Annotated in this window: 21 protein-coding genes; 11 read left to right on the top strand and 10 right to left on the bottom strand. The window is 60.4% G+C overall.

Annotated features, from left to right (window positions below; genetic code table 11):
• Window positions 1-3: 3 nt before the first annotated feature.
• From JOE29_RS01720 to JOE29_RS01670, 11 genes are all read left to right on the top strand, one after another.
• On the top strand, window positions 4-1,089 hold the full coding sequence (locus tag JOE29_RS01720) for an FUSC family protein (protein ID WP_210078744.1): 1,086 nt from the start codon (window positions 4-6) through the stop codon (window positions 1,087-1,089).
• A 10-nt stretch (window positions 1,090-1,099) separates the two neighbouring features.
• The gene (locus tag JOE29_RS01715) at window positions 1,100-1,561 is read left to right on the top strand and encodes an Lrp/AsnC family transcriptional regulator (RefSeq protein ID WP_003395085.1); all 462 of its coding nucleotides are present in this window, start codon (window positions 1,100-1,102) and stop codon (window positions 1,559-1,561) included.
• A 151-nt stretch (window positions 1,562-1,712) separates the two neighbouring features.
• Window positions 1,713-3,392 carry an NAD(P)/FAD-dependent oxidoreductase gene (locus tag JOE29_RS01710; RefSeq protein ID WP_003422664.1) on the top strand — a complete coding sequence of 560 codons (1,680 nt, stop codon included), beginning with the start codon at window positions 1,713-1,715 and terminating at the stop codon, window positions 3,390-3,392.
• A gap of 15 nt (window positions 3,393-3,407) precedes the next feature.
• The gene (locus JOE29_RS01705; protein WP_210078743.1) at window positions 3,408-4,202 is read left to right on the top strand and encodes a carbon-nitrogen hydrolase family protein; all 795 of its coding nucleotides are present in this window, start codon (window positions 3,408-3,410) and stop codon (window positions 4,200-4,202) included.
• A gap of 803 nt (window positions 4,203-5,005) precedes the next feature.
• Window positions 5,006-7,294 (top strand): pyrroloquinoline quinone biosynthesis protein PqqF, encoded by a 2,289-nt coding sequence (pqqF, locus tag JOE29_RS01700; RefSeq protein WP_210078742.1) that lies wholly within the window; start codon window positions 5,006-5,008, stop codon window positions 7,292-7,294.
• 135 nt (window positions 7,295-7,429) lie between these two features.
• Entirely contained in the window at window positions 7,430-7,504 is a 75-nt protein-coding gene (gene pqqA / locus JOE29_RS01695) for a pyrroloquinoline quinone precursor peptide PqqA (RefSeq protein WP_003422658.1), read from the top strand.
• 88 nt (window positions 7,505-7,592) lie between these two features.
• Window positions 7,593-8,504, top strand: a complete 912-nt coding sequence (pqqB, locus tag JOE29_RS01690) for a pyrroloquinoline quinone biosynthesis protein PqqB (protein ID WP_096134607.1) — start codon at window positions 7,593-7,595, stop codon at window positions 8,502-8,504.
• Window positions 8,505-8,512: 8 nt separating this feature from the next.
• Window positions 8,513-9,268 (top strand): pyrroloquinoline-quinone synthase PqqC, encoded by a 756-nt coding sequence (gene pqqC / locus JOE29_RS01685; RefSeq protein WP_103365190.1) that lies wholly within the window; start codon window positions 8,513-8,515, stop codon window positions 9,266-9,268.
• Entirely contained in the window at window positions 9,265-9,549 is a 285-nt protein-coding gene (gene pqqD / locus JOE29_RS01680; RefSeq protein WP_122233057.1) for a pyrroloquinoline quinone biosynthesis peptide chaperone PqqD, read from the top strand. Before pqqC ends, pqqD begins: the two co-directional genes overlap by 4 nt.
• Window positions 9,542-10,711, top strand: coding sequence for a pyrroloquinoline quinone biosynthesis protein PqqE (gene pqqE, locus JOE29_RS01675; RefSeq protein WP_024961471.1), 1,170 nt, complete (start codon window positions 9,542-9,544; stop codon window positions 10,709-10,711). Before pqqD ends, pqqE begins: the two co-directional genes overlap by 8 nt.
• Window positions 10,674-12,500 carry a S9 family peptidase gene (locus JOE29_RS01670; RefSeq protein ID WP_210078741.1) on the top strand — a complete coding sequence of 609 codons (1,827 nt, stop codon included), beginning with the start codon at window positions 10,674-10,676 and terminating at the stop codon, window positions 12,498-12,500. The genes pqqE and JOE29_RS01670 overlap by 38 nt, the downstream gene beginning before the upstream one ends.
• Window positions 12,501-12,555: 55 nt before the next feature.
• On the opposite strand, the gene JOE29_RS01665 is transcribed toward JOE29_RS01670, so the two are convergent.
• The 10 genes from JOE29_RS01665 to bioB form a co-directional block, all read right to left on the bottom strand.
• A complete protein-coding gene (locus JOE29_RS01665; protein WP_002555565.1) occupies window positions 12,556-12,717 on the bottom strand; it encodes a YqaE/Pmp3 family membrane protein in 162 nt (53 codons plus the stop codon).
• 403 nt (window positions 12,718-13,120) lie between these two features.
• Window positions 13,121-14,899 carry an acyl-CoA dehydrogenase C-terminal domain-containing protein gene (locus JOE29_RS01660; protein WP_210078740.1) on the bottom strand — a complete coding sequence of 593 codons (1,779 nt, stop codon included), beginning with the start codon at window positions 14,897-14,899 and terminating at the stop codon, window positions 13,121-13,123.
• Between the two features lie 169 nt (window positions 14,900-15,068).
• Window positions 15,069-16,367, bottom strand: a complete 1,299-nt coding sequence (locus JOE29_RS01655; protein WP_044312529.1) for a GGDEF domain-containing protein — start codon at window positions 16,365-16,367, stop codon at window positions 15,069-15,071.
• Window positions 16,368-16,991: 624 nt separating this feature from the next.
• Window positions 16,992-18,797, bottom strand: coding sequence for a phenylacyl-CoA dehydrogenase (locus JOE29_RS01650; RefSeq protein WP_003393572.1), 1,806 nt, complete (start codon window positions 18,795-18,797; stop codon window positions 16,992-16,994).
• A 333-nt stretch (window positions 18,798-19,130) separates the two neighbouring features.
• Window positions 19,131-19,427: a hypothetical protein gene (locus JOE29_RS01645; protein WP_003316196.1), complete on the bottom strand. Its 297-nt coding sequence runs from the start codon at window positions 19,425-19,427 to the stop codon at window positions 19,131-19,133.
• A 152-nt stretch (window positions 19,428-19,579) separates the two neighbouring features.
• A complete protein-coding gene (gene bioD / locus JOE29_RS01640) occupies window positions 19,580-20,260 on the bottom strand; it encodes a dethiobiotin synthase (RefSeq protein WP_044312527.1) in 681 nt (226 codons plus the stop codon).
• 25 nt (window positions 20,261-20,285) lie between these two features.
• Complete coding sequence (bioC, locus tag JOE29_RS01635) at window positions 20,286-21,095, bottom strand: malonyl-ACP O-methyltransferase BioC (protein WP_058446040.1); 810 nt, start codon at window positions 21,093-21,095, stop codon at window positions 20,286-20,288.
• The gene (locus tag JOE29_RS01630) at window positions 21,088-21,819 is read right to left on the bottom strand and encodes an alpha/beta fold hydrolase (RefSeq protein ID WP_003422640.1); all 732 of its coding nucleotides are present in this window, start codon (window positions 21,817-21,819) and stop codon (window positions 21,088-21,090) included. Before JOE29_RS01630 ends, bioC begins: the two co-directional genes overlap by 8 nt.
• Window positions 21,812-23,002, bottom strand: coding sequence for an 8-amino-7-oxononanoate synthase (gene bioF / locus JOE29_RS01625; protein ID WP_024649918.1), 1,191 nt, complete (start codon window positions 23,000-23,002; stop codon window positions 21,812-21,814). The genes JOE29_RS01630 and bioF overlap by 8 nt, the downstream gene beginning before the upstream one ends.
• Before the next feature lie 64 nt (window positions 23,003-23,066).
• Entirely contained in the window at window positions 23,067-24,125 is a 1,059-nt protein-coding gene (gene bioB, locus JOE29_RS01620) for a biotin synthase BioB (protein ID WP_003316190.1), read from the bottom strand.
• Between the last annotated feature and the right edge of the window lie 65 nt (window positions 24,126-24,190).

Genomic DNA, 24,190 nt, shown 5'->3' with positions numbered 1-24,190 from the left:
CGCATGACGAATTCGCGCTCTGCTTTCATACCCTCCTGGCTTCGCCCTGTTCTGCGTCCTTTGCTGGACCCGTATCGCCGTTATCGGCATGCGCGGCTGATCCACGCGGCGCGGATTGCGGTGGGCCTGCTGGTGACTATTCTGCTGACCACTGGCCTCAACCTGCCCCATGGCGAGTGGGCGTCGGTGACCATGCTGATCGTGATCGGCGGTTTGCAGCATCACGGCAATATCGGCAAGAAGTCGGTCGAACGGGCCTATGGAACGTTGATCGGTGCCGGCCTCGGTCTGATCGTGGTGGTCCAGCAGGGCTATCTGGAAATGCCGTTGCTGACCTACGCAATGATGTCGGTGATGTGCGGTTTCTTCGCCTATCACGCCATTGGCAAAGGCGGTTACACCGCGCTGCTGTCGGCGATCACGCTGTTCATCGTTGCCGGTCATGGTTACAACCCGATCAGTGACGGCCTGTGGCGTACCGTCGATATCCTGATTGGTATCGCTCTGGCCCTGGCGTTCTCCTTCGCCCTGCCGCTGTATGCGGTGTTTTCCTGGCGCTACAACCTGGCCAGTGGTTTGCGTGACTGCGCCAAGGTCTACGGGCGCATTGTGCAGGGCCAGCCGGTTACCGCTGACGAGCATTTGAAACTGACCGCCAGGCTCAACGGCACGATGCTGCAATTGCGCTCGCTGCTGCCGTCGGTGTCCAAGGAAGTGAAGATGTCCATGGTCGAACTGGACGCCATTCAGGGTCACTTCCGCATGTGTCTGAGCACCCTGGAGATTCTCGCCAATATTCGCCCGGCGAACCTGAATCAGCTTGCTGACGAGACACTCAAGGCATCGTTGGACGCTGACTACCGCCAGATTCGCCGGCAACTGATCGGCATGGCGCGCGCCCTGCAAACCGGGGCCACCGAGCGTCTGGAACGTACGACGGAAATACCAGAGACACCAGCGACACCTGCAGTGAAGGCCGTCATCCCTACCGAGCTGAAGGGCTACCACTTGATGACTCAGCAGTTGGCGCTCAACCTCGACGGCCTGCAGGCGCGTCTGGCCAAGACCGCCAAACGCTGGAAGTTTTAAGGAACCGCCCGTGCCCGATACCCGCCCGCCTGTGCTGGATGAAATCGATCGCCAGTTGATTGCCGCGCTGCAAATCAACGCGCGTGAAAGCGTCGCCATGCTCGCCAGGCAACTGGGCATCGCCCGCACCACCGTCACCTCGCGGCTCGCGCGCCTGGAAAGCAGCAAAGTGATTACCGGTTACGGCGTGCGCCTTGGCCAGCGCGTGGTCAGTGGCGGGTTGCAGGCGTATGTCGGCATCACCGTACAACCTCGCTCGGGCAAGGAAGTGGTGCGGCGCCTCAGTGCCATGGCGCAGGTTCAGCAACTCTGTGCGGTGAGTGGCGAGTTCGATTATGTCGCCTGGCTGCGCACGGATTCTCCCGAGCAACTGGACCAGTTACTGGACCTGATCGGCAGCGTGGATGGTGTCGAGAAGACCACGACCTCGATCATCCTCAGCAGCAAGATCGACCGCGGCCAGCCGGTGTAACTGCACGCTTCGATCAATCAACTATACAAACCGACCAGCAGATTCGTCATTTAGCCCAAACAAACAGCATATCGACGACAATTTGCGTCTTATTAACGTGTCCACCCTTCTCTAGACTGTTGTTTTTCGCCGTTGCCCATCAAGGTCCGTCATGAAGAACAACCGTCACCCCGCCAACGGCAAAAAGCCAATCACCATGTTCGGCCCCGATTTCCCCTTCGCCTTCGATGACTGGATTGAGCACCCGAAAGGCCTGGGCAGCATCCCTGTGGAGAACCACGGCGCTGAGGTGGCAATTATCGGTGCCGGGATAGCCGGTCTGGTGGCGGCCTACGAATTGATGAAGATGGGCCTCAAGCCGGTGGTGTACGAAGCCTCGAAAATGGGTGGCCGCCTGCGCTCGCAGGAGTTCGAAGGCGCCAAAGGCATCGTTGCCGAACTGGGCGGCATGCGCTTTCCGGTGTCCTCGACAGCGTTCTTCCATTACGTCGACAAGCTGGGCCTTGAGTCCAGGCCCTTCCCCAACCCGCTGACTGCGGCGTCCGGCAGCACGGTTATCGACCTGGAAGGCACCACCTACTACGCACAAATGCTCTCGGACCTGCCGGCGCTGTTTCAGGAAGTCGCCGACGCCTGGGCCGACGCACTGGAAAGCGGCTCGCAGTTCGGGGACATCCAGCAGGCCATCCGCGATCGCGATGTGCCACGCCTCAAAGAACTGTGGAACAAGCTGGTGCCGTTATGGGACGACCGCACGTTCTATGACTTTGTCGCGACCTCCAAGGCCTTCGCCAAGCTGTCTTTCTTTCATCGCGAAGTGTTTGGCCAAGTGGGCTTCGGCACTGGCGGCTGGGACTCGGACTTCCCCAACTCGATGCTGGAAATCTTCCGCGTGGTAATGACCAACTGCGATGAGCACCAGCATCTGATCGTCGGCGGCGTGCAGCAAGTGCCGGTCGGTTTGTGGAGCCACGTACCCGAGCATTGCGCGCACTGGCCCAAGGGCACCAGCCTGTCGTCGTTGCACCGCGGCGCACCACGTCCCGGCGTGAAGCGCATTGCACGCGCCGAGGATGGCAGTTTTGCGGTGACTGACAATTGGGGCGACACCCGGCAGTACGCTGCCGTGCTGACCACCTGCCAGAGCTGGCTGCTGACCACGCAGATCGAGTGCGAAGAATCGCTGTTCTCGCAGAAGATGTGGATGGCCCTGGACCGCACCCGGTACATGCAGTCGTCAAAGACCTTCGTGATGGTCGACCGCCCGTTCTGGAAGGACAAGGACCCGGAAACCGGCCGCGACCTGATGAGCATGACCCTCACCGACCGGCTGACCCGTGGCACGTACCTGTTCGATAACGGCGACGACAAACCCGGCGTGATCTGCCTGTCCTACTCGTGGATGGGCGATGCTCTGAAGATGCTCCCGCAGCCCATCGAGAAGCGGGTGAAGCTGGCGCTGGACGCCTTGAAGAAAATCTACCCGAAAGTGGACATCGCAGCGCGGATCATCGGTGATCCGATTACCGTGTCATGGGAAGCCGATCCGCACTTCCTGGGTGCGTTCAAGGGTGCATTGCCGGGCCATTACCGCTATAACCAGCGCATGTACGCGCACTTCATGCAGCAAGATATGCCCAGCGAACAGCGCGGCATGTTCATCGCCGGCGACGATGTCTCCTGGACACCGGCGTGGGTCGAAGGCGCTGTGCAGACTTCACTGAACGCCGTGTGGGGGATCATGAACCACTTCGGCGGCAAGACTCACGCCGAGAACCCCGGCCCGGGTGACGTGTTCCACGAAATCGGCCCGATAGCACTGGGCGACTGACAGAAGGAAAACCCCATGCGCGTTGCGCTGTATCAATGCCCGCCATTGCCGCTGGATGTCAGCGGCAACCTGACTCGCCTGGAACAGCAGGCTCAGGCCGCCGCCAGGCAAGGGGCACAGGTGCTGATCTGTCCGGAAATGTTCCTCAGCGGCTACAACATCGGCGCTCAGGCTGTCGGTGAGCTGGCGCAGGCGCAGGACGGTCCGGCAGCGACGCGCATTGCCACCATCGCACAGGCTAGCGGCATTGCGATCCTCTACGGCTATCCGGAACGCGCTGCCGATCGGCAGATCTACAACGCCGTGCAGTTGATCGACAGCCAGGGCACACGCCTGTGCAACTACCGCAAGACACATCTGTTCAGCGATCTGGACAAGTCGATGTTCGCCGCAGGCGACGATCATTACCCGGTGGTCGAATTGAATGGCTGGCGCTTGGGCCTGCTGATTTGCTACGACGTGGAATTCCCTGAAAACACCCGTCGGCTGGCCCTGGCAGGGGCCGAGTTGATCCTGGTCCCCACCGCAAACATGCTGCCTTACGATTTCGTCTGCGACGTGACGGTTCGGGCGCGGGCTTTCGAGAATCACTGCTACGTGGTGTACGCCAACTACTGCGGCAGCGAGGGCGCGATTTGTTACTGCGGGCTCAGCAGCATCTGCGCACCGGACGGCAGCCGTCCATTGCTGGCAGGTCAGGACGAAGCGCTGCTGGTCGGCACGCTGGACAAGTCACTGCTGGCCCAGGCCAGAACCGCGAACGACTACTTCATGGATCGCCGCCCGGCGCTTTATACGTCGCTGACTTGATCAGATTAGCCGGATGGATAATTCCCACGCAGGAGCGTGCGGAATAATCCTATAACTATCGTGCCCACGCTCCGCGACCATCGTCATACACAAGCCCGCTTTTGATTCTGGCCGGAGCCCGTAGCGAACTTGTTCGCGAAGACGTTCGCTCAGGCGATACATTTTTGGAAACCTTAACGGCCCCTTCGCGGACAAGTCCGCTCCTATGCCCGTTGGGCAGAATCAAAAACGCCTCCTGCCCGAGGGGTAGGAGCGAACTTGTTCGCGAAGACGCTCGCTCAGGCGATACATTTTTGGAAACCTTAACGGCCCCTTCGCGGACAAGTCCGCTCCTACGCCCGTTGGGCAGAATCAAAAACAGCCTTCTGCCCGAGGGGTAGGAGCGAACTTGTTCGCGAAGACGGTCTTTCAAGCGATGCATTGTCGGGAAGCTTGGCGGCCCCTTCGCGGACAAGTCCGCTCCTACGCCCGTTGGGCAGAATCAAAAACGGCCTTCTGCCCGAGGGGTAGGAGCGAACTTGTTCGCGAAGACGGTTGTTCTGGCGATGCATGTTCGAAGGCTTGGCGGCCCCTTCGCGGACAAGTCCGCTCCTACGCCCGTTGGGCAGAATCAAAACGGCCTCCTGCCCGAGGAGTAGGAGCGAACTTGTTCGCGAAGACGGTCTTTCAAGCGATGCATTGTCGGGAAGCTTGGCGGCCCCTTTGCGTCCTCTATTTCGCAGCTTTGAGCAGCAGGCTCGCGAACGGGTCAGCTAATCCGCTAGCATGACGCCTCGCCTCGCACAGCTTTCCGGACGCCCCTCATGCCTGCCGCACACGCCACTGACACTCAACGCCTCACGCTGGCCAACGGCCTGAATGTGGTGCTGTGTCACGAGCCACGGCTCAAGCGCTGTGCGGCCTCGTTGCGCGTGGCAGCCGGCAGTCACGATGCGCCTCGGGCTTGGCCAGGGTTGGCGCATTTTCTGGAGCATCTGTTTTTCCTCGGCACCAAACGCTTCCCGGCCGGGGATAACCTGATGACTTTCGTGCAGCGTCATGGCGGGCAGGTCAATGCCAGCACCCGCGAGCGCACCACCGACTTCTTCTTCGAACTGCCGCAAGCCGCCTTCGCCCAAGGGCTGGAGCGCCTGTGCGACATGCTTGCCAAGCCGCGCATGGACATCGCAGATCAATTGCGCGAACGCGAAGTGCTGCACGCCGAATTCATCGCCTGGCTCGGCGATAGCGCATCCCGCGATCAGGCGCGCCTGCTGACAGCGATCAACCCACAGCATCCGTTGCGTGGCTTTCACGCCGGCAATCGCTACAGCCTGCCAGTGCCCAACCCGGCTTTTCAGCAAGCGTTGAAAGACTTTTATCGAGGCTTCTATCAAGCCGGACAGATGACCCTGTGCCTGACTGGCCCGCTGCCAATGGCTGAATTACAGGCGCTGGCGACAAACCACGGCGCAGTTTTCGCCAGCGGGATGAAGCTCAGACAGCGCCCGCCTCCGGCATTGATGGCCGGCGCTCGACAGGCTGGCGAGCGAAACCATCTGCTGTTTGCTGTTGAGAATCTGCCGGACAAGGCTGACGAAGCGGTGGCCTTCTTCTGTCACTGGCTCAATGCAGCGCAGCCTGGCGGACTGGTTGCCGAGTTGCTCCGCAAGGGGCTTGGCACTTCACTGCACGCCGCGCCGCTTTACCAGTTCGGCGGGCAGCTTTTGCTGGATATCGAGTTTAAAGGCGACCCGACGAACGCGACCGCTATCAGCAGCCTGCTTTTCAGCTGGCTCGGTTTTTTCAAGGCTCACTGGCCAACGCGAATCGAGGAATGCCACCGTCTCGAACAACGCCGTCTGCAGATGTGCGGAGCATTGGCTCTGGCAAACCACCACTGTCGCCAAACGCCCGCGCAGTGGAGCGAGCAAGGCCAAAAAGCCTTAAGCGTATTACTGTCGAAACTCACCGCTGATGTGGATAACCTCGATCCAGAGCCGGTCACTTGGCACCTGCCAGCGCCGAATCCGTTTCTTGGTACGGCAGCGGACGACCCCGCTGAAGCCGCGCTGTACCTGCGCTGGCAACTGCCGTCCCCGCAGCCGGCTTTTTGGCGGATGCTCGATGCGGCGCTCAAACCACTGGCCGAAGACGCACGTCAGGCCGGGGTAACCCTGACCTTCACTGCGTACGGCCCTTATTGGCAGCTTCAATTGAACGGCTTGCGCGAACCGATGGTGGCAGTCCTGCAACAGAGCCGGCAGCGCTTGCAGCACCCCGAGACCCACGCACAGGAACACGACGAGCCAGCGTTGATCCCGATTCGTCAGTTGCTCAAGCAGCTTGCCGATCACTTCCTGCGCAGTGAGCCGGAACTGACCATAAGCGACCTGCCTGACGTATGGGCGGCTTCGCGCTGGATCAGTTTCACCAGCGGTTTCGACCCGGCCCGCCAGTCAATGCTGGACGCGGTGTTGAATGCGGCACCCGGCGTTCGGCAAACCTCCCCGCCCGATCTGCCGACCATTCGCGCTGGCAAGCACTGGGCGACGCAAGCATCGTCCTCCTCGGAAGACGCCGTGCTGGTGTTCTGCCTCGCGCCCACAACTTCCATCGAAGATGAAGCCGCCTGGCGTCTGCTCGCGCACCTGGCCCAAGCGCCGTTCTATCAGCGGCTGCGGGTCGAACTGCAATTGGGCTACGCGGTGTTCAGTGGCCTCAGGCAGATCGACGGACGGACCGGCTTGCTGTTCGGCGTGCAATCACCCACCAGCAGTGCCCAACAGCTGTTTGCGCACATCGAGGCCTTTATCGGCAAATTGCCGCAACTGGTGCGCGACGCAGATTTTCCTGAACAGGCAAACGCCCTTGCAGCGCAGTTCGAGCCGTCGAGCCTGCCGGAGCAACAGCGTGCCGACCTGCAGTGGCAGGCACACCTTGCCGGGCACCGGGGTGACCATGCGCAGACCTTGCAGCGGGCTCTGTCAAATCTGGATACACACTCGTTGCTGGCCTCTGCGGATCAGTTGATCAGCGCCACAGGGGGCTGGCTGATCGTGGCCAATCGCCCTGCCAGCGCGGCCGTTCCGCAATCCTTACCTGAACAGTAACGGTCTTTTCTGCAGATTCCGAACCTGTCCAATTGTGAAATTGAGTAACATAGCTCCCTAAGCATCTGAACGTATGCCTCCAGCGATGCACTAAGATGTAGTCACCCACCGCTGCACTTATCCGAGGAGATTTTTATGTCGTGGACTAAACCTGCTTACACTGATCTGCGTATCGGTTTTGAAGTCACCATGTACTTCGCAAGCCGTTGATTTCAGTGCGCTGTGAAGCCTCGGTTCGCCGGGGCTTTTTTTATGGTTATGGCTGTTTTTTATTTCAGAGCGTGTCCCGGGAGCTGTCATGTACATCCAGATTCTAGGTTCTGCTGCTGGCGGTGGATTCCCCCAGTGGAACTGCAACTGCGTCAATTGCGCAGGTTTTCGCGACGGCAGCCTGCGTGCCCATGCGCGGACCCAGTCGTCCATTGCGCTGTCCGACGACGGTATCAACTGGGTGCTGTGCAACGCCTCACCGGATATTCGCGCGCAATTGCAGGGCTTTGCGCCGATGCAGCCCGGGCGCGCATTGCGCGATACCGGCATCAGCGCGATCGTGTTGATGGACAGCCAGATAGACCACACCACCGGCCTGCTCAGCCTGCGTGAAGGCTGCCCGCATCAGGTGTGGTGTACCGACATGGTCCATGAGGACCTGAGCACCGGCTTCCCGCTGTTCGAAATGCTCAAGCACTGGAACGGCGGCCTGACCTGGAACCGCATCGAGTTGCAGGGCAGCTTCGTGATTCCGGCCTGCCCGAACCTGCGCTTTACGCCCTTCCCGCTGCGCAGCGCCGCCCCGCCCTACTCGCCACACCGTTTCGACCCGCACCCGGGCGACAACATCGGCCTGCTGGTCGAAGACACCCGCACTGGCGGCAAGCTTTTCTATGCCCCAGGCCTGGGCAAGGTCGATGAAGCACTGGCCGATAAGATGCGTGACGCCGACTGCCTGCTGGTCGACGGCACAATGTGGGACGACGACGAAATGCAGCGCCGTGGCGTGGGCACGCGTACCGGCCGGGAGATGGGCCATCTGGCACAGAACGGCCCCGGCGGCATGCTGGAAGTCCTCGAAGGCTTCCCCGAGCAGCGCAAGGTGCTTATCCACATCAATAACACCAACCCGATTCTCGACGAAGACTCCCCGGAACGTGCGGAGCTGGTTCGTCGCAACGTCGAAGTCGCCTTCGATGGCATGAGCATCGAGCTTTAGGAGCTGACATGAGCGAAGCGACTGCGCTGTCCCCCGACGAATTCGAACAGGCCTTGCGCGCCAAGGGTGCCTATTACCACATCTATCACCCGTTCCATGTGGCGATGTACGAGGGCCGAGCGACCCGCGAGCAGATTCAGGGCTGGGTCGCCAACCGTTTCTACTATCAAGTGAACATTCCACTTAAGGACGCGGCGATTCTGGCCAACTGCCCGGATCGCGAGATCCGTCGCGAGTGGATTCAGCGCCTGCTCGATCATGACGGTGCGCCCGGCGAAGACGGCGGCATCGAAGCCTGGCTGCGCCTGGGCCAGGCCGTGGGACTGGACCCGGACCAGCTGCGCTCGCAGGAACTGGTGCTGCCAGGCGTGCGGTTTGCCGTCGACGCCTACGTGAACTTCGCCCGCCGCGCCAATTGGCAGGAAGCCGCCAGCAGCTCGTTGACCGAACTGTTCGCACCGCAGATCCACCAGTCGCGTCTGGACAGCTGGCCGCAGCACTACCCGTGGATCGATCCGGCCGGCTACGAATATTTCCGCACTCGCCTGGGTCAGGCCCGACGCGATGTAGAGCACGGCCTCGCCATCACGTTACAGCACTACACTACATACGAAGGTCAGCAGCGTATGCTGGAAATCCTGCAGTTCAAACTCGATATCCTGTGGAGCATGCTCGATGCGATGTCCATGGCCTACGAGTTGAACCGCCCGCCGTATCACAGCGTCACAGACCAAAGGGTCTGGCATAAGGGGATTACGCTATGAAGCACGATCCGCAGTTCCGAGCGTTGACACCCAAATGGCATCAGGGCTATCGCTTCCAGTACGAGCCTGCGCAAAAGGCTCATGTGGTGCTTTACCCTGAGGGCATGATCAAACTGAATGAAAGCGCGGCCCTGATCGGCGGGCTGATCGATGGCAAGCGCACCATCGCCGCCATCATTCACGAGCTTCATCAGCAGTTCCCCAATGTTCCCGAACTGGGCATGGACGTCGACGAGTTCATGGAAGGCGCCAAAAAGAAAAACTGGATCGATCTTGTCTGACATAGCACCCGTCACCAACACCCCGTACATACCGCCCACTCCCGAGGTCGGCCTGCCACTGTGGCTGCTCGCCGAGCTGACCTATCGCTGCCCGCTGCAGTGCCCGTATTGCTCAAACCCCCTGGATTTTGCCAAACAGGGCCAGGAGCTGAGCACCGAGCAGTGGTTCAAGGTCATGCAGGAAGCGCGGGAAATGGGTGCGGCGCAGATCGGCTTTTCCGGCGGCGAGCCGCTGGTGCGCCAGGACCTCGCCGAACTGATCGCCGAGGCGCGGCGTCTGGGCTTCTACACCAACCTGATCACCTCGGGCATCGGCCTCACCGAAGAGAAGATCATCGCCTTCAAGGAAGCAGGCCTGGACCACATCCAGATCAGCTTTCAGGCCAGCGACGAGCAGGTCAACAACATGCTCGCCGGCTCGAAAAAAGCCTTCGCGCAGAAGCTGGAGATGGCCAAGGCGGTTAAAAAGCACGGCTACCCGATGGTGCTGAACTTCGTCACCCACCGGCACAACATTGATCGCATCGACAAGATCATCGAGCTGTGTCTCGCGCTGGAAGCGGACTTCGTCGAACTGGCGACCTGTCAGTTCTATGGCTGGGCGCACCTGAATCGCCTCGGCCTGCTGCCGACCAAAGATCAACTGGTCCGCGCCGAAGCCGTCACCAACGAATACCGCGTCCGGCTAGAGGCAGAGAATCATCCATGCAAACTGATTTTCGTCACTCCTGATTATTACGAAGAGCGTCCCAAAGCCTGTATGAACGGCTGGGGCAATATCTTCCTGACCGTGACACCGGATGGCACGGCGCTGCCCTGCCACGGGGCGCGGCAGATGCCGATCCAGTTCCCCAATGTGCGCGATCACAGCATGCAGCACATCTGGTATGACTCGTTCGGCTTCAATCGCTTTCGCGGTTACGACTGGATGCCCGAGCCGTGCCGTTCGTGTGACGAGAAGGAAAAGGACTTCGGCGGCTGTCGCTGCCAGGCCTTCATGCTGACCGGCGACGCCGCCAATGCCGACCCGGTGTGCAGCAAATCCTATCACCACGGGATTATCACTCAGGCTCGTGACGAGTCCGAAACCGCTACTCAAACCATTGAAGAGCTGGCCTTTCGCAATGACCGAAACTCACGACTCATCGCAAAATCCTCCTGAACGCCTGAGCGCCGCGCAAGCGGTCGCTGCTGGCGTCGACTTCGCCGAACTGGATGTCAGCTCGGCGGGCCTGTTCTGGAACGAATACCGCCCCGAAGACGGCGCCAGTCGCATCTGGCACTGGTACGCCAACAGCAAGCGCTGCCTGACGCCACAAGGCTTCAGCGTACGCAGTCGAGTGTATGAATACGGCGGTGGTTCGTTCTGCCTCGCCGACGACGCCGTAGTCTTCGTCAACGAGCGCGACCAGCAACTGTATCGACAGGCACTGGACGCCAGCGAGCCGGTGGTGCTGACCGAGGGCGACAAGCGCTACGGCGGCGTGTTCTTCAGCGGCGGCCAGATTCTGGCCGTTGAAGAGGACCGCAACACGCATCGACTGGTGGCTATCGGGCTGGCTGACGGCAAGCGCCAGTTGCTGGCCGAAGGCGCTGATTTCTACTCATCGCCGATTGTCAGTGCCGACGGCAGACGCCTGGCCTGGATCGAATGGCAGCGCCCGCATCAGCCGTGGACCAGCACTCGCTTGATGTGTGCGACGAAACAGGACGACGGCAGTTGGGCCACTGCGCAGTGCATCGCAGGTGACGGTGCGCAAGAGTCTCTGCAACAACCGCGCTTCGATGCCCATGGGCGTCTGTATTGCCTGACTGATCGTGCAGGTTACTGGCAGCCGTGGGGCGAATCGCCTTCCGGGTTTGCGCCGCTTCCCGCCCGTCCGGCGGATCATGCGTCAGCGCCTTGGCAAATGGGCAGCTGCACCTGGCTGCCGATCAACGATGGTTACCTGGCGAGCTGGTTTGCAGAAGGTTCAAGTGTTCTGGGGCTGTGCCAGGCCGACGGCAGCGTCGAGGATTTCAGCGCAGGCTACAGTCGCTTTCGCAGCCTCGCCATTGACGAAGAGTTCGTCTATTGCATTGCGGCCTCGGCCATAAGCACCTCTGCGGTACTGGCCATTTCTCGCCACGACGCCAGTGTTCACGTACTTGCCGGAGGCGGTTCGCCGCTGCCGGCCGACCAGATCAGCCGTCCTAAGACGTTGCGTTACCCCAGTGGCGGGGCCGAGGCTTATGGCTACTTCTATCCGGCCATGACCGGCGCAGAAAAACCGCCGCTGGTGGTGTTCATCCATGGTGGCCCGACCTCTGCCTGCTACCCGGTGCTGGACCCGCGCATTCAGTACTGGACACACCGCGGCTTCGCCGTCGCAGACCTCAATTATCGCGGCAGCAGCGGCTACGGTCGCGTGTACCGGCAAGGCCTGCACCTCACCTGGGGCGTGGCGGATGTCGAAGACGCCTGTGCAGTCGTGAAACATCTGGCCGAGCGCGGCCTGATTGACGAACGACAGGCTTTTATTCGCGGCGGCAGTGCAGGTGGCTACACCACGCTCTGCGCGCTGGCCTTCCACGACGTATTCCGCGCAGGTGCCAGTCTGTACGGGGTCAGCGACCCGGTGGCACTGGCCAGGGCGACGCATAAGTTCGAGGGTGATTATCTGGACTGGCTGATCGGCGATCCCGACAAGGACATAGAGCGCTATCAGGCTCGTACGCCCCTGCTGCACGCCGACAGCATCAGCGTGCCGGTCATTTTCTTTCAGGGCGAACTGGATGCCGTGGTGGTTCCGGAACAGACCCGGTCCATGCTCAAGGCCTTGCAGGACAACGGTATCAAGACCGAAGCGCACTTTTATGCGGACGAGCATCATGGGTTCCGCAAGGCAAATAACCTGGCAGATGCGCTGGAGAAGGAATGGCGTTTCTATCGGGATGTGCTGAATGCCTGATCAGGCCGTGTGATCGTTCCCGCATCAGGGAACGATCAGCGAGTGCAACGAGGTGTTACTTACGCGAAACGATGATGTAGATCGCGTGGATGATGCCCGGGATGTAACCCAGCAGGGTCAGCAGGATATTCAACCAAAAAGCGCCAGCAAAGCCTACTTGCATGAACACGCCTACCGGAGGCAGCAGAATGGCGAAAATGATACGAATGATGTCCATGAAAAGCTCCTGATTGATTGGCTCTGATTGGCCATACAGCTAATCGACCCTGGCCGGCGGTGAGGGTTCAACCGGCTCTGGCACCGCGCCATTATTCTTTAGCGGGAGGGGCTCAGGACAAGCATTGCAACACGGGCACAGCAGCGTGTGCTGCGAGCGGAAAGAAAACAGAATCGTCAAAACGCAAACAAAGAAAACCCCGCCGAAGCGGGGCTTTCCAGACTGTTTCCCTGATTTCCCTTTCACCCCGCCATCCTGGCAGGCTTCCCTACGTGTCCCTGTTATGTCTTGTTGCGCTTCCTGCGCTACGTCCATGAACAAAGATTAACTTTGGATCCCTTTCTTGGGAAGAGGCCAATTGGCGTCACGTAGTGTAAGCAAATGCTTACAAGACTTTTCCGGGTCAGAATTGTGACGCCTTCAACAGGTACAACGACTCGCTGCCGGCGCGCACCGAGGCATCCAGCGAGTGAATACGCGGCAGCAGACGTGCGAAGTAGAAGCGTGCGGTACCCAGTTTGCTTGCGTAGAACTCCTCCTGCTGCTCTTTACCCAGTGCTGCCTTGGCCATCATGGCCCACATGTAGGCATACGCCGTGTAACCGAACAGATGCAGGTACTCCACAGAGGCTGCGCCGATTTCATTGGGGTTGTTGCGCGAGCGATCCAGCACCCAGCCGGTCAGTTCATCGAGCATGTTCAAGGCTTTGCTCAGCGGCTGAGTGAACTCGCTGAGCGCGTTGTCCGAGCCGCTGATGAACTGGCGGACTTCATCGGAGAACAACTGATAGAGCGCGCCATTCGAACCGACGATCTTGCGCCCGACCAGGTCCAGCGCCTGAATGCCGTTGGTACCTTCGTAGATCTGCGTGATACGCACGTCACGCACCAGTTGTTCCTGGCCCCACTCGCGGATGTAACCATGGCCGCCAAATACCTGCTGGCCATGCACGGTGGTTTCCAGTCCGATGTCACTCAGGAACGCCTTGGAGACCGGTGTCAGCAGCGCGGCCAGATCATCGGCACGTTTGCGCGCGGTATCGTCTTCGCTGAACTTGGCAATATCCAGTTGCAGAGCGACGTAGCTGGAAAACGCCCGACCGCCTTCGTTGAAGGCTTTCATGGTCAACAGCATGCGACGCACGTCGGGGTGGACGATGATCGGGTCAGCGGCCTTGTCCTTGTTCTGCGCACCGGTCGGGGCACGGCTCTGCAGACGGTCCAGCGCATATTCGACGGCGGCCTGATAAGAGCGCACGCCAGACGCAAGCCCTTGGATACCCACGCCGAGGCGCTCGTAGTTCATCATCGTGAACATCGCCGCCAGACCCTTGTTCGGCTCGCCGATCAGGTAACCGGTGGCGGCGTCGAAGTTCATCACGCACGTCGCCGACGCCTGGATGCCCATCTTGTGCTCGATCGAGCCACAACTGACGGCGTTGCGCTCGCCGACGCTGCCGTCGTCACCGACCATGAACTTGGGCACCAGAAACAACGAGATGCCTTTCGGGCCGGGCGGTGCATCCGGCAACTTGGCCAGCACCAGATGGATGATGTTTTCGGTCAGGTCGTGTTCGCCACCAGTGATGAAAATCTTGCTGCCGGTGATCTGGTAAGCGCCGTCCGCCTGGGGTTCGGCGCGGGTGCGAATGATGCCCAGATCCGTACCGGCGTGAGCCTCGGTCAGGCACATCGACCCGGCCCAGACGCCTGAATACATATTGGGCAGAAATTTGGTCTTGAGCGCTTCGGTCGCGTGGGTGTCTATCGACACGCAGGCGCCGGAGGTGAGCATCGCGTACAGACCGAACGCCAGGCTGGCAGAGTTGAGCATCTCTTCGACCTGAGCCGACACCACCTTGGGCATGCCCATGCCGCCAAATTCGGGGTTACCGCCCACACCGACCCAGCCGCCTTCGGCGTAGATCTTATAGGCCTCGGGAAAACCTGCAGGAGTGGTGACGACGGTGTCCTTCCAGTGGCAGCCCTCCTCGTCACCGTTGCGGCTCAGCGGCGCAATGGTCTTGCTGGTCACTTTACCGGCTTCTTCGAGAATGGCTTCGACCGTTTCAGCGTCGACGGTTTCGGCCAGCTCGGGCAGTTGAGCCCAGAGCTTGGAAACCTCGAAGACTTCATTGAGGACGAAGCGCATATCGCGCAGTGGCGCTTTATAGTCAGCCATGGCAAACCTCGTGAACACGGATCGAAATGCTTTGGGAAGCCGATCGATACATCCAGCGACGCAGATCAGCAGTCGAGTTCCACGAGTCTAACCGAACAACATTTCAGAGACATAGGGTCGTGTCATGACTGAATAGTCATAACAGGTCACGGGAAGTGCCAGGGTTTGATCAGGTTGCGGCTTCAGTTGTGCGCACAGCGCCGCGTCGGTTCAACTGCCCGTAAGCCACCACACAATTGCGCCCGGCACCCTTGGCCGCATACAGCGCCTGGTCGGCGCTCTTGAGCACTTCTTCAGGCGTGCGATGCTCCGGCTGGCGTTCGGCAACGCCGATACTCACCGTCACCGACACGCTGCCAGCCTGCGCGCCACTGCGACGCTGCCGGCCTTGCTGATCGTCCTGGGGACGATCGTTCTTGTTGCGCAGCTGAATCTCGTAGCTGGCGATGGTCTCGCGGATGGCTTCCAGGTGCGGCATGCACTCATCGATACTCTTGGCAGCGAACACGATGGCGAACTCCTCACCCCCATAGCGATAGGCCTTACCGCCACCATTGGTGATTTTCGACAGCTTGCTGGCCACCAGACGCAGCACCTGATCGCCCACATCGTGGCCGTGGGTGTCGTTGAATTTCTTGAAGTGATCCACGTCACTCATCGCCAGCACATAGTTGCGACCCAGACGCTGCATGCGCTCATTGAGCGCCCGACGCCCAGGTAACCCGGTGAGCTCGTCACGGAAGGCCATCTGATAGGCCTCATGAGCGACCGCAGCGGCAATCATCAGCATCACCTGACTGCAGAGGATGTTCAGCGTGAACGGCAGGATAAAGGTTTTCGGCAATGCCCAGAACAAACCCAGCAGGCCGACAATCTGCGCCGCATGCAGCGGTCGCGGTTTTTCCAGGTATTGCCAGATCAGCACTGCGAAGGACACCAGAAACATCGCATAAGAAAGCTGAATCAGGCTCATCCATGCGCCATGCAGGGCAGGCCAGCGGATGTCCGCCAGCCAGACTTGCAGCTCGACCGGATAACTTTGCTCCAGTCCCACCGCCACGCCTCCCAGCGCTACAAGCACCGCGAGCCGCGCGACCATGTCCTGGAACAGATGGGTTCGTTCCTCCCATGCCGCATACAACCCGAACAGCACCGGCAGCAGCAGGCAGACCAAGTGAAAGATCACCGCCGCATCTTCGCGGACCTTGCCATGGTCACGGTAGTAATCGGTCTGAGTGTCTAGCAGGTAGTAGGCGATATACACCGTGAGCATCAGAAACAGCTCGCGCTGACGTCGATAAACAAAGCAGTACGCCCCGCCCAACAGCAGAACCAGGGTCGGAAGCACATTGAACAACGAAGTGAAGAAGACGTTCAGGTCTTTTACGTACGCAGCCGCGAGCCCCGCCACCAGCAAACCCAGTGAAGGCAGAAAATGACTCAAGCGTGCATCTGATGGACGCAACAAAAGGGGTTATCTCCTACCCGGCATCTGGATGACTGGCTGGACTGATGGCATTGTGCCCCTCCCCAGCAAACAATGCATCGGCAGGATCAACAAACAACTTAATTCTTAATTTCTGTAACGGCAGGAAGTGGGAAATGTTTATTGCGGGCGTCTAGCGCCCATGCGTTGGGTAACGCTCCGCGTCGTGCTGCAGCGCAACGTCATGCTTTGCCTGTCATCACTGCACATAAAAGCGCTTTTTTATCGCGATGTTACTGACGACGCAAATTGCGACCTAAGTGACAGGGCGAAGGAACCCGACGAAGTCGGGCCGGAAACGGAGCCAGGGGCTTTGGTCACTTTGGCCCCATCAAAGTAGGTCGCCGAGGGGCGAAAAGGAGGCTCAAGCCAGAAACAAACATCACTGACATCGCAGAACCGCTGTATGACGCAGAGCATCACGAACGGCATTGCCACGCGGAGCGTGAGGAACGAGAGGTGTCCTGGAGAACATCGTGACCATGCGCGGGGCCTGAGCGCCTTCTCAGGTCTCGCCGGGAATTCGAATACAGCCATGCGCTAAAACGCACCCATAAAAAAACCGCCTGATCAGCGATCAGGCGGTTTTCATGACGCCAGCGAAGCTTAGTAAGCCAGGCCGAAATCTTCTTCTTTCATGTCCATCAGGTTGGCAGCACCCGACAGAATGGCCGCCACGTGGGTACGAGTACGAGGCAGGATGCGCTGGAAGTAGAAACGCGCGGTCTGGATCTTCGCGCGATAGAACGCCTCGTCCGACGCACCAGCCGCCAGCTTCTCGGCCGCAACACGCGCCATGTCGGCCCAGAAATACGCCAGGCAGGCATAGCCGGAAAACATGATGTAATCCACCGATGCAGCACCCACTTCTTCGCGATCCTTCATCGCCGCCATGCCCACTTTCAGGGTCAGGTCGCCCCACTCCTTGTTCAGCGCAGCCAGTGGCGTCACAAACTCCTGCACAACTTCGTTGCCTTCGTTGCTCTGGCAGAACTTGTGCACGATCTTGGTGAAGCCCTTGAGCGCTTCGCCTTGGGTCATCAGCACCTTGCGGCCCAGCAGGTCGAGCGCCTGAATACCGGTGGTGCCTTCGTACAGCATCGAAATCCGGCTGTCGCGAACGTTCTGCTCCATGCCCCACTCGGCAATGAAGCCGTGGCCGCCGTAAACCTGCACGCCGTGGTTGGCAGCTTCGAAGCCCACCTCCGTCATGAACGCCTTGGCAATCGGGGTCATGAACGCCAGCAATGCGTCAGCGGCTTTCTTTTGCTCCGGGTCTTCGCTGTACTTGACGATGTCGACCTGTTTGGCCGTGAAGTACACCATGGCACGCGTGCCTTCGGCGAACGCTTTCATGGTCAGCAGCATGCGACGCACATCAGGGTGAACGATGATCGGGTCAGCGGCTTTTTCCGGTGCCTTGGGACCGGTCAGCGAACGCATTTGCAGACGGTCACGGGCATATTGCAGACCACCCTGAAAGGCGACTTCGGCGTGCGCCAGACCTTGCAGTGCCGTGCCCAGACGCGCGGTGTTCATGAACGTGAACATGCAGTTCAGGCCCTTGTTGGCCGGGCCGATCAGGTAGCCGGTAGCGCCGTCGAAGTTCATCACACAGGTGGCATTGCCGTGAATGCCCATCTTGTGCTCGATGGAGCCACAATTCACCGCGTTACGCTCACCGATGCCGCCATCGGCAGCCGAGAGGAACTTGGGCACGATGAACAGCGAAATGCCTTTGGTGCCAGCCGGTGCGTCCGGCAGGCGGGCCAGCACGATGTGGACGATGTTATCGGCCATGTCGTGTTCGCCAGCAGAAATGAAGATCTTGGTGCCGGTAACCTTATAGGTCCCGTCAGCCTGAGGCTCTGCGCGGGTACGCAGCATGCCCAGGTCGGTGCCGCAATGCGACTCGGTCAGGCACATGGTGCCAGTCCATTCGCCGGATACCAGCTTGGTCAGGTACGCGTCCTGCTGCTCGGGCGTGCCGTGCTCGGAGATCGTGTTCATCGCACCGTGCGACAGGCCCGGGTACATGCCCCACGACCAGTTGGCTTCACCGACCATCTCGCTGACCGCCAGGCCCAGCGACTCGGGCAGACCCTGACCGCCGTGCGCGACGTCATGTGCCAGACTCGGCCAGCCGCCTTCGACAAACTGTTTGTAAGCCTGTTTGAAGCCGGTCGGCGTCTTCACGCCCGACTCGCTCCAGGTGCAACCCTCGGTATCGCCCACGCGGTTCAGTGGAGCCAGCACCTGCTCACAGAACTTGGCACCCTCTTCCAGAATGGCGTCGACCATGTCCGGAGTGGCGTCATGACAGGCTGGCAGACTCTGATAGTGCGCTTCATAGCCGAGCAGTTCATCACGAACAAAACGAATATCACGCAAGGGGGCCTTGTAGTCAGGCATAGCGATAACCTCTGCTGATGAATCCTGGAACGAATGACCGGGCGGTCGCTGGAGAGATACCCTCAAGCGCCAGACAATCTCGTATGCCTCGCGGTCAAACAGGTGTTTGAAACATACGTTTACGCCCAAACCTTGTCAATAGCGAAGCACGCACCATTCGTCCACGGCCCATGCATAAGCCACGCAGGCGTACGTCGTGCGGGGGCGAGAGAAGCGTAAGCAAAAGTCTAGTGGAGGGCGAAACCGGGTGCAGGTGAGATACAGGACAATGATGCGGAGAAATTCAGGAAGCAACGCCGTGCGCGGATGGCACGGCGGGAATTGACGCGAAAATCAGGCGTAGGTATCGATCAGCGTGCCGAGCATTTCATTGCTGGCTTTCTGCGCAGCCAGTCCGGCTGCAAACTGATCCTTTCCAGCCTCGAGTTCGACGATGTTGGACGGCAAGTCGGAACGCTGGCTGCGATCAACAGAGCGCAGGTTCTCGAGCTGAAAGTCAGAAGACTGGCTTCTGCCCGACACTTCGATATTAGAGCTGGCAATCTGGGTGGCCGCCTGATCCACACGACTTTGCCCGACCTGCATTGCGCTAAGGCCTGGGTAGAGGGTGTTGTTCATGGTGATTTGCATAAGCCGATCCTCAGTTCAAAAAACGAACACGCCCATTGAAGCAGCATTTGCCCGGAAATACTCGACAAACAGACTAATGGCACTAGGCCGCACGATAGACTGACTCTTGAAAATCCGAAACTGTCTTACCGGTCAGCGACATAGCGGCGCTGTCAGCTCAATACCTTTAAATCCAGATACTGCGCCACATTTTCGGCACTTGCCTCGTTCAAGCGCGGCACCTGCCCAAGACAAGGTGCAGGCAGACGCTCCAGCAGCGTGGCGAGGTTTTCTTCAAGCCGCGAGGTGTCGGCATCCACGATGTTGGCCACCCAGCCTGCCAGGCGTAAACCGTCACGGGCAATGGCTTCAGCAGTCAGCACCGCATGATTGATACAGCCCAGGCGCACGCCCACCACCAGAATCACCGGCAGATCCAGAGCAATGGCCAGATCGGACAGCGTGCTCTGTCCGGACAGCGGCACGCGCCAACCGCCCGCCCCTTCGATCAGGGTGAAGTCGGCCTGTCTGGCGAGCATATGCCGCATGGGTTGCAGCACCGAGTCGACCGTCAGCGCGACGCCGGCTTCGCGTGCTGCCAGGTGCGGAGCGATGGCCGGCTCGAAGGCCAGCGGATTGACTTCAGCGTAATCCAGCTCGACAGAACACTCGGCCAGCAACGCCAGGGCATCCGGGTTGCGCAGCCCGTGTGGCGTGACAAAACAACCGGACGCAACGGGCTTGCCGGCGGCCGTGCTCAGGCCGGACGAGCGGGCGGCATGCAGCAAACCGGCAGCCACCGTGGTCTTGCCAGCGTCGGTATCGGTTCCGGTGATGAAGTAGGCGGCAGTCATCTCAGCAGTCTTTCCTGTCAGTCCATCAGTTTTTTTCAAGCACCGCGTACAGCACTTGATAGGTAGCGGGCAGCCCGGCGTCCTGGCGGAAGCCTTCATAGGCCTTAACCATGCCCATGATCCGCTCGCGCCCGGTCAGGCCATTGGGCCGTCCGGGGTTGAGATTGTGCGCACCGAGCGCCTTCAACTCGTGCGTCAGGCTGCGCACATCCGGGTAATGCAGAACCTGCGGGCAAACATCTAGGCTGCGTACTTGCAAGCCGCTCGCCGCGCACAGCTGGCGATAGTCGTCCTCATGACGAAAACGGTTCACATGCACCCGGCCGTCCACAGCCTGCCAACTGTCGCGCAGCTCGTACAACGTACCGACACACAGGCTGGCAAAGGCGAATACGCCGCCTGGCTGCAATACGCGCTGAGCTTCACTGAGCACGGAGGCGAAATCGGCGCACCACTGCACCGCGAGGCTGGAGAAAATCAGCCCGCAGCTCTGGTCACGCAGCGGCAGGTGCTCGGCGTCACCCGCAATGAAGTGCTGTGCGCCACCCAAGGGTCGGGCATGACGCAACATGCCTTCGGCGATATCCAGTGCAATACCTTCGCTGCCAGTGAACGTCTGCGCCAGCGCCCGGCTGAAATAGCCGGTGCCGCTGCCCAGATCCAGCCAGCGGTACGGCTTGCATTGCGCAGGCAAACGCATGAGCAGCTCATTACCGACGTTGCGCTGCAGTTCGGCAACGCTGTCATAACTGCCTGCCGCGCGGGAAAACGACGCGGCGACCTGACGTTTGTCAGGCAAAACAGAAGGTGGTTTGGGGATTGAAAGATCAGTCATCGTCCAGCTCGTGCAGAAAGGCGTGGATCGCGGCCGCCACCCCATGAGGGTTTTCCAGCAGGAAGGCATGACTGGCCTGCTCGATCAGGCCCACTTCGACATCCGGCAACAAGGCCAGCAGATCACCTGCGGCCTCGGCGGGCACGAAGGCATCCAGCCCGGCGAACAGGTGCAGTTGCGGGCCACGATAGGTTTGCAGCGCGCTGCGGGTGTCGAGTTGCCGGAGTATTTTCAGGCCGTCGATCAACGCCGTTTTCGACAGGTGCGGTGCGCCGGCCTTGAGCAGCCGCGCCAGACCGCGCGGGTCCTCTGCGCCTTGCGTGCATAACAGGCTGAAGCGCTTGAGGGTCAGGTCCGGATCATCGGCACAGCCAGCCAGAAACGCCTCGAAATCCTGCGCGGGCATCGCATTCGGCCACGCCCCTTGGGTGACGAAGCAGGCGTTGCTGGCCAGCGTCAGCAACCCGCAGCAACGGTCGCCGCGACGCGCTGCCAGTTCAGCCGCGAGCATGCCACCCAACGACCAGCCGCCCAGCCAGGCGTCGTCGGGCAGGTTGGTGTCCAGCTCGTCGAGCCAGTCTGGCAAATCGCAGCTGTCGATATCCGGCAATGGCTCGACTTCAACCCGCAGGTGCTCATCCAGCCCGCGCAACGCAGCGGCAAGCGGCTCCAGCGGCGAAACGCCAAGGCCCCAGCCTGGCAACAGAATCAGACGATCACGCATGAACAGGCTCCGAGGAGTGGCTGGCATCCAGCAGCGGGTAGCACTGCTCCAGAGTGTTCAATAATAGCTGCACGTCGGCTTCGCTGTGCGCGGCAGACAACGTCACACGAAGTCGCGCGCTGCCAGCAGGCACGGTGGGCGGGCGAATGGCGGTGACTAGCAGGCCGCGCTCACGGAGCAATTGCGAGAGGCGCAAGGCCCGACTGGCATCACCGATCATGATCGGCTGGATCGGGGTAAAGCTGTCCATCAGTTGCAGCCCGATCTGCTCGGCACCGCGCCGAAACTGCTGAATCAGTCGCGTCAGATGTTCGCGGCGCCAATGCTCGGTACGCAGCAGTTGCAGGCTTTTCAAGGTGGCGCAGGCCAGTGCGGGCGGCTGGCTGGTGGTGTAAATGTAAGGCCGGGCGAACTGGATCAGGGTTTCGATCAGTTCTTCACTGCCGGCCACGAACGCCCCGGAAGTGCCGAACGACTTGCCCAGGGTGCCGACCAGCACCGGCACGTCATCCATGCTCAGGCCAAAATGCTCGACGATACCGGCGCCGTTGGCACCCAAAGGGCCGAAGCCGTGGGCATCATCCACCATCAGCCAGGCCCCTTTGGCCCTGGTCGCCCGGGCCAGCGCGGGCAGATCGGCGATGTCGCCGTCCATGCTGAACACCCCGTCGGTGACCACAAGGGTATCGCCCACGGATTTTTCCAGGCGGGCTTCCAGGCTGCTCACATCGTTGTGCAGATAGCGCGAAAACCGTGCGCCACTGAGCAGACCGGCATCCAGCAACGAAGCGTGGTTGAGACGGTCTTCCAGCACCGTATCGCCCTGCCCGACCAACGCCGTCACCGCGCCGAGGTTGGCCATGTAGCCATTGGAGAACAACAGTGCACGCGGACGACCAGTCAGCTCGGCCAGCGCTTCTTCCAGTTCGTGGTGTGGCGCGCTGTGGCCGATCACCAGATGCGAAGCCCCGCCGCCCACGCCCCAGCGCTCGGCACCCGCCTGCCAGGCAGCGATCACCTCGGGATGATTGGCCAGCCCCATGTAATCGTTGTTGCAGAACGCCAGCAAAGGCTGGCCGTCGACGATGACCTGCGGCCCTTGCGGACTTTGCAGCAGCGGACGCTGACGATAGAGGTGGGCGGCGCGACGGGCATCGAGGCGCGTGCGGAGATCGAAAGACATGCAGGCCCCGGTCCGGAAAATGACAATTCAAAACGGGCCGGAACAATCCGGCCCGCTCAACGAATCAGGCAGAGGCGGCGTCGTAGAACATCGAGCTGCTTTGCTGTTCGACCAGCGCCTGTTCGATAGCGGCCTGGTGCACTTCGTCGGCATGCCCTTCGCCCGCTTCGGGCTTGATGCCCAGACGCGAGAACAGCAGCATGTCCTTGTCGGCTTGCGGGTTGGCAGTGGTCAGCAGCTTGTCGCCGTAGAAAATCGAGTTGGCCCCGGCGAAAAACGCCAGTGCCTGCATTTGCTCGTTCATTGCTTCGCGACCGGCGGACAGGCGCACGTGGGATTTCGGCATGAGAATCCGTGCCACGGCGAGCATGCGAATGAAATCGAATGGGTCGACATCTTCGGCGTTTTCCAGCGGCGTGCCGGCGACCTTGACCAACATGTTGATCGGCACCGACTCCGGGTGCTCTGGCAGGTTGGCCAGTTGAATCAGCAGACCTGCGCGGTCATCGAGGGACTCGCCCATGCCCAGAATGCCACCGGAGCAGATCTTCATCCCCGCATCGCGCACGTACGCCAGGGTTTGCAGGCGCTCGGCGTAGGTACGGGTGGTGATGATGCTGCCGTAGAACTCCGGCGAGGTGTCGAGGTTATGGTTGTAGTAGTCCAGGCCCGCGGTGGCCAGCGCTTCGGTCTGTTCCTGATCGAGGCGGCCCAGGGTCATGCAGGTTTCCATGCCCATGGCTTTCACGCCTTTGACCATCTCCAGCACGTAAGGCATGTCCTTGGCGGAAGGATGCTTCCAGGCTGCGCCCATGCAGAAGCGGGTCGAACCAATGGCCTTGGCACGCGCGGCCTCTTCAAGCACCTTCTGCACTTCCAGCAGTTTTTCTTTCTCAAGACCGGTGTTGTAGTGGCCGGACTGCGGACAGTACTTGCAGTCTTCCGGGCAGGCGCCGGTCTTGATCGACAGCAGCGTGGAGACTTGCACGCGGTTGGCGTCGAAATGAGCGCGGTGCACCGTTTGCGCCTGAAACAGCAGGTCATTGAATGGCTGTACGAACAGCGCCCTGACCTCGGCTAAAGTCCAGTCGTGACGCAAAGTGGCGGTGGTGCTGGCGCTCATCGGGCGGCTCCTTGGTGTTTCTGGGCAATGCGCGAGGGCGGGAAAGACCCCAGGCGCTACACGGA

The organism is Pseudomonas sp. PvP009, assembly GCF_017832995.1.
In the GTDB taxonomy this organism is placed as follows: Bacteria; Pseudomonadota; Gammaproteobacteria; order Pseudomonadales; family Pseudomonadaceae; genus Aquipseudomonas; species Aquipseudomonas syringae.
Note: the sequence above shows the minus strand (reverse complement) of the source record. Positions and strands in the feature narration are given on the sequence as shown.